This window comes from Streptomyces guryensis, from assembly GCF_021261325.1.
In the GTDB taxonomy this organism is placed as follows: Bacteria; Actinomycetota; Actinomycetes; order Streptomycetales; family Streptomycetaceae; genus Streptomyces; species Streptomyces guryensis.
On the sequence record NZ_JAJSBI010000033.1, the window covers coordinates 98,212 to 104,211 of the forward strand.

The 6,000-nt window shown below is 71.5% G+C and carries 4 protein-coding genes and 2 pseudogenes; 3 read left to right on the forward strand and 3 right to left on the reverse strand.

All coding sequences use genetic code 11. The annotated features are described in order from the left end of the window. Window positions 1-83 precede the first annotated feature (83 nt). Window positions 84-3,080: a helix-turn-helix transcriptional regulator gene (locus LJ657_RS48400; protein ID WP_308117127.1), complete on the reverse strand. Its 2,997-nt coding sequence runs from the start codon at window positions 3,078-3,080 to the stop codon at window positions 84-86. A gap of 409 nt (window positions 3,081-3,489) precedes the next feature. Beyond that, window positions 3,490-3,663, reverse strand: a pseudogene (locus LJ657_RS41485) (uracil-DNA glycosylase); the annotation flags it as partial. 364 nt (window positions 3,664-4,027) lie between these two features. Here LJ657_RS41485 and LJ657_RS41490 point away from each other — a divergent pair. From LJ657_RS41490 to LJ657_RS41500, 3 genes are all read left to right on the forward strand, one after another. Continuing rightward, window positions 4,028-5,260 carry a cupin domain-containing protein gene (locus LJ657_RS41490; RefSeq protein ID WP_232654869.1) on the forward strand — a complete coding sequence of 411 codons (1,233 nt, stop codon included), beginning with the start codon at window positions 4,028-4,030 and terminating at the stop codon, window positions 5,258-5,260. Between the two features lie 44 nt (window positions 5,261-5,304). After that, a complete protein-coding gene (locus LJ657_RS41495) occupies window positions 5,305-5,478 on the forward strand; it encodes a hypothetical protein (RefSeq protein WP_232654870.1) in 174 nt (57 codons plus the stop codon). A gap of 80 nt (window positions 5,479-5,558) precedes the next feature. Beyond that, window positions 5,559-5,882 carry a 6TM ABC transporter family protein gene (locus LJ657_RS41500; RefSeq protein ID WP_232654871.1) on the forward strand — a complete coding sequence of 108 codons (324 nt, stop codon included), beginning with the start codon at window positions 5,559-5,561 and terminating at the stop codon, window positions 5,880-5,882. 21 nt (window positions 5,883-5,903) lie between these two features. Here the strand turns inward: LJ657_RS41500 and LJ657_RS49425 are convergent. After that, a pseudogene (locus LJ657_RS49425) lies at window positions 5,904-6,000 on the reverse strand (IS5 family transposase); the annotation flags it as partial.

Sequence of the window (6,000 nt, forward strand, 5' to 3'; positions counted from 1 at the left end):
AGGAGCCTCGTCGGCACGGTCATGGTCATCACCCGCGCCACGGGGCCGTGGCGCGACCGCCGACGAAGGACCGGAGCGACTGGTCAAATGGTGGGCCGGTGAACCACGCGGCCGAGTGCGCGCGGCAGTGCCGCCCGGGAGGGGATGTCAAGCTTGCGGTAGATACGCCCGAGGTGGGTTTCGACCGTCCTGGTGCTGACGAAGAGCTGCTCCGCGATCTCCCTGGTGCGTTTGCCCCCTGCCGCCAGTTCCGCGATCTCCCGCTCTCGCTCGGTGAGAAGGGCCATTGGCGCAGGGGCCTCGGCGTCCTGCGCCGTCACGACCGTCGTACCGATGGCGGCGCGGGACGCCGCCAGCAGGACCCTGGCCCTTGCCGCCTCCTCACGGATCCGCTGTGCGCCACAGGCCCGAGCGGCCTTTCCTGCCGTGTCGAGCCACTCCAGCGCCTGCTGGGGCCCATGGGCCGCGTGCACCGAAGGCGCCCCGGTCACCAGGGTCCAGGCGTGTTCCACCGGCAGGCCCGCGCGGCGGAACGACTCCGCGGCCTCGTGGAACAGCCCTGCCGCCATCCGGTGTTCTCCCTCGGCGGCGTGGAGCGCCGCCCGGGCTCTGCGCACGTGTTGCTGTTGCAGCGGCAGCCCCAGCTGCTCGGCCGCGCCCTCCCCCGCCCTGGCCCAGTCGCGTGCGGCGTCGAAGTCACCGCAACGCAGTGCCGCGACGGAGGCGAGGGCCAGAAGAGAGGGCTGCCAGGCCCGCTGCAGCCGCTGCAGCCGCGGGCCGCCCTCCTCGACGAGGGTGCGCAGACAGCCTGCCGGGTCCCCGCCGAGGAACTGGGCGTGGGCGCGCAGGCCCACCGCTACGGCTGCCCGCCAGCCCCGCTTGCGCAGGGCCAGGGAAAGTCCTTCCCCGGCGAGTTCGAGCAGCCTGTCGGTGTCCCGCCGTGGCCGTGTCCACAGCAGCCCCGTCGCCCGCAGGATCATGGCGAGCCCGGCGGCTTCGTCGGCCCCCGTCATCCGGGCGAGCAGTTCGGCCTCGCCGGCACGGCGACAGAGGGACTCCAGACGCCCCGTCGTCTGGTCCAGATGGCACAGGGCCACCAGTTGGTTCATCCGGATGAACCTCCGGGTGGCACCCGTGGTCGCCTGCAATCCTCGTTCCAGATGCCGGTAGGCGTCGTGGAACCGCTCCTGGAACAGCTCCGCGCAGCCGAGCATCGCCAGGACGTCGGGCATGGTGACGGCAGCGGCGTCCGGCAGGGCGTCCACGATGCGGGCACACTCGGTGACCTCGGCGACAGCCTCGGGCAGCAGCCCGAGCTGGGTATCGCCGAGGGCGCCCAGGGCCCGTAGGTAGGGCACCGCCGGGCCGACCGCTCCGGCGGCCTCAATCGCCTCGCGGACGACGTCACGTGCCTCGCCGTAGGCACCCCGGAACAACTCCACCCGTCCGTATGCGGTGATCAGTTCCGCTGCCGGCGCCGGCAGCGGAACCGGCAGGGGGCGGGGTATGAGGTCGAGTGCCGTCCGGACGACTGCTTCGGCCTCCTGGTGGCGGCCCAGCAACCGCTCCAGCTCTCCGCAGACGGCGTAGGCGCTCAGCCTCAGGTCCTCGGAGAGATCCGACTGATGACGGAGCAGATCGTGCACCAGGGAACGGGCTTCCCGCAGGCGGCCCACGGCGCTGAGAGCCCGGCAGCAGTCGAGCACCAGAACGACCCTGAGGGCGCTGATCCCGTCCCCGGCGGGCAGGTGGTCCAGCGCCAGGCGCAGCCAGCGGGCGGCCACGGCCGGGGACTTGGCCATCGCCTCCGCTGCGCCCTCGACCAGAATCTGCCGGGCCTCCGCGCTGCCCGCGCCCACCAGGTGCTCGGCCTGCCGGGCGCGTCGGAGCGCCGACGCGCCTCGCGTGGTGAGCAGATCCAGGGCCCGTCTATGGGCGTTGACGCGCAGCGACGGCGAGGCGTGTTCCAGGGCGACGTGGCCGAGCACCGGGTGCCGGAAGACGTAGCCGCCGCCCCAGGGCAGCGGCCGTATCAGGTCCACTGCGACGAGTTCGGTGAAGGCTCCGAGGGTCCGTTGCAGGCCGAGGTCGGAGACCGCAGCGACGTCGTCCGGCAGGAAGGGATCGCCGAGAACGGCGGCGACCTGGACCGAGAGCGCGGCGTCAGCGGTGATGGAATCCAGCTCGGTGACGACGGGGACGGCTTCCCGGAGCATGCCGTCCCGGTCCGGACCGGCACTCAGCGGCCATTCGTCCGGGTCCCACCGCGCAGCGACCAGGATCCGCAGCATCCGCGGGTTGCCGCCGGAAGCGGCCTGCAACTGCTCGGCGTATGCGCCGTCGATCACGGGTGCCGGGGAGGCGCGCCACTCGGTGTACGCGTGGTCACGCGCCGGGTCGGGGAAGGCGTGACGGGACGTGGTGTCGGCGTGAGACCCCCCGTGGCCGAGGAAGGTGGATATCGCCCGGAGATCCAGGGAGGACGGGGCCAGGCGAGTGACCGAGCCGGTCTCGACTCCGTGTTGGAGCGCTTCCCTCAGTACCGGGCTGGACTGCCGCGGGCGGTGCGCCAGCGCCAGGACGAACGGGCCGGGCGGGGGTGTCCGGACGAGCTGCGCGATCAGTCTCGCGGAATGCTCGTCGCACAGATGCACGTTGTCGAGAACAAGTACGCCGCCGCGCCGCGCCGCCCAGCGGCTCAGCACGCTCCGCAGATCGTCGCCCGCCCCGGCGCCGAGCTCCCGCGGGATGGGGCAATCCCGTATCTCCAGGGCATCCAGCACCTCTGTGATGACCTGACCGGGCTGCGGCGTACCCCGCGCGGCATGAACTCGCGCCACCAGTGCCCCCGCCTCAGCCGCCCGCTCGGCGAGCAGCCCGAGCAGGGTGGTCTTGCCGATCCCCGGCTCACCGGTGACCTCCAGGATCGCTCCCCGGCCGTCGGTCAGATCCTGCACGACCACGGAAAGACCCTCGACCTGCGTGTGTCTGCCGTCGAGAACGGCGCCGTTGTCATGGGTCGGATCCTTGGGGGCCAAGTACTCCTCTTCCCTTCCCTGGATGTACACGCGAGCGATCACGACCGTTGTCGTCGATTCGGATATTAGGTCATGAAGTTGGCCGACTTGTGGGCTGAATGGTGACCTGCCTAGGGCCGGAGTCGGCAGCGGCCGCTGCTCGGCGGTGTTTTCGTGTGGCACTGGACAGGGCCGTGCGGCTACGGGTCAGTGAGCGCTTCGATCCGTTTCGCGTACCGCGCAGCGATCCGGCGCGCCGACGCCTGCACCTCCGCAGCGGGGCACACGGCCACGGCCACTCCTGCGGCGGTGCCCCACGTGGCGCCGGGCGGCGCAGCAGCCCGTGCCGCGGGTGGAGGCCGACAAGGTCACGTCCGTGGGGGTGGTGTTGTCTGTGCAGGGCGCGGGGCCCTCGCGGCGAGCAGGTCGAGCATCTCGTCGCGCCGGCGCGGCGGGGCAGACTCGCGCACGGGGCGTCGCGCCCCCAGAGGATCGACATCGGCGGCTTGCCCCGTGCCGCCGGCGCCCGGATCGCCCGCTCGGTGACCTCCTCCCACCCCTTGCCACGATGCGCGCCCGGACTGCGCGGCGCCCTCGCGAGCGCCCTGTTCAGCGGCAGCACCCCCTGCTGCGTCCACGGCGTCAAGGCATTCGCCCCGGACGGAAGCTACGTCCGGCCGCCGGGACCTCGCACAAACAGAAGCCCCTCCGCGCACAGACGCCGCACGCGGCGCTGCTCGCCTCCTCGCCAAGGTCATCGGGCCGGTCCAGCAACGCTCGCAGCCGGTCACCGAGAAGGAGGGGAGCCCGTCGCAACCAGTGGTCAACCCACTCCGCCATGGTGTGAGTTCCCCACGCACAGCCCGCCGCTCAGCAGTCGGGCCCCTCCCTCCGCATACCGCACAGCAGCGGCATACCGCAGTGCACGGACCCTGAGAACTCTCAGGTACTGCGCGGCGGACGCCGCACCTACGGTCCTGGTACTGCCAAGGAGTGAGGGGGATGGGCTGATGGCACTGCACTCTGACGGTGTGGACAGGACTTCCGCCGGACCGGACGGGTTCACGCTCGCCCGACTGATCGATCCGGTGGATGAGGAGACCTTCCGGCAGGAGTACTGGGCCCGGCAGCCGCTCCTCGTCGGCCGGGGTGCGCCGGGTTACTTCGCGGAACTGCTGACTCTGGCCGACGTGGACCGGGTCCTCTCGCTCTCCAATGTCCGCGACGGCGACCTTCGCGTCGTGCGGGACGGCAAGGAAACCCCCGTCAATCAGCTCAACTCCCGCCGGGGAGAGGGCGGCGCGCACGGCCTGGAGGTCCTCTACCAGCATTACCGGGACGGCTCCACCGTGGTCGTCAACGCGCTCGAGCGGCGCTTCGCGCCGCTGCGGCGGCTGGCCTACGCACTGGGCACCGAGATCACCGCGCGCATCCAGGCCAACATCTATGTGACGCCCGCCGGGAACCGCGGCTTCAAACCGCACTACGACACGCACGACGTCTTCATCTGCCAGGTGCACGGCAGCAAACGGTGGCAGCTCTTCGGGGCCCCGCTCGACCTGCCGCTGGCCAGTCAGCCGCACAACAAGTCCCTACCCGAACCGACGGAGCCGCTCCAGGAGTTCGACCTGTGCGACGGCGACGTGCTCTACCTGCCGCGGGGCACCGTGCACGCGGGCACCTCGAACGACCGGACTTCGGTCCACATGACGCTGGGTGTGCACCCGGTCCTGTGGCACGACGTGTTTGAGGAGGCGGTGCGGGGCGCGGCCCACGCCGATGTCCGCTTCCGCCACGGGCTGCCGCTCGGCTTCGGCTGGGACGAGGCGGCACAGCGCACGGCGCAGGAGACCGCGGCCCAACTGGTTGCGGCGCTGGCCGAGCGGCTGCGGCCTCCGGAGCTGGTCGAGGCGTCTCTGGCGCGTTCGCTGGCGTTGAGCCCGCCGGACCTGCTCGGTCATCTGGCCGACCTGGAGCACCAGGCCGAGGTGGAGGCCGACACCAAGGTGCGTCGGCGGACCGGCCTGCCGTTCCGGCTGGGCGTCGACGGCCGACTGGTCAACCTGGACTTCCACGGCAAGACCGTGCAGCTGCCCGCGCACGTGGAGCCCGAAGTGCGCTACGTGGCGCAGAGCGGCGGAGCGGGGTTCACCGCGGCCGGCATCCGCGGTGAGTTGGACGGGCCGGGGCGCCTCCTGCTGGTGCGGACCCTGGTTCGCGAGGGATTCCTCACCCTCGCCTAAGACAGTGACGCACTGTCATGGCCTTGTGAGAGGAGGTGAAAATCATGGCGACATCGCTCAATCCCGAAGACATCCGGGTGCTGCACGCGGGCACGGTCGTCCGGCCGTTCAACGACGGAGGGGGAGGGAGCCCCAACAACAGCGACCACCCCGACGGGAACTTCGACGGGGACATAGGGGACGACGACGACTGGGACCCGTGGGACGGCAAGAAGTGACCTGGCCGTACGGGTGAGGGCCGGGGCCGCGCGACGCGCGCGGCCCCGGCCCGGCCACACTGCAGACAGGAGGGGGGACCATGCAGGCTCGGACACCGCTGGGAGAGCCACCGCCGCGCGTCTCGGCGCGCCGGGTCGCCGGACTCTTCCGCCCGTACGCCGGGCGGCTCACCGTGGTCCTGCTGATCGTCACCGGGTCTTCGGTGCTGGCGCTGGCACCACCGCTGATGCTCCGCGAGTTGCTGGACGTGGCCCTGCCGCGGGGGCGGACGGGGCTGCTGACGGCACTGGCGGGCGGGATGCTCGTCCTCGCCGCCCTCGGTTCCGCGGCGGGCGTCGTCCAGTCCTATCTGACGCTGACCGTCGGTCAGCGCATGATGAACGACCTGCGTGGGGCGGTCTAGGGCCTGTTGCGAAAGTGCTGGTCACAGCCACTCGTTAATGGCTGCGACCAGCACGGTCGCTTCGAAGCGGACGGCGAGTTTGTCGTAACGAGTGGCGACGGCCCGGTGGCGCTTGAGA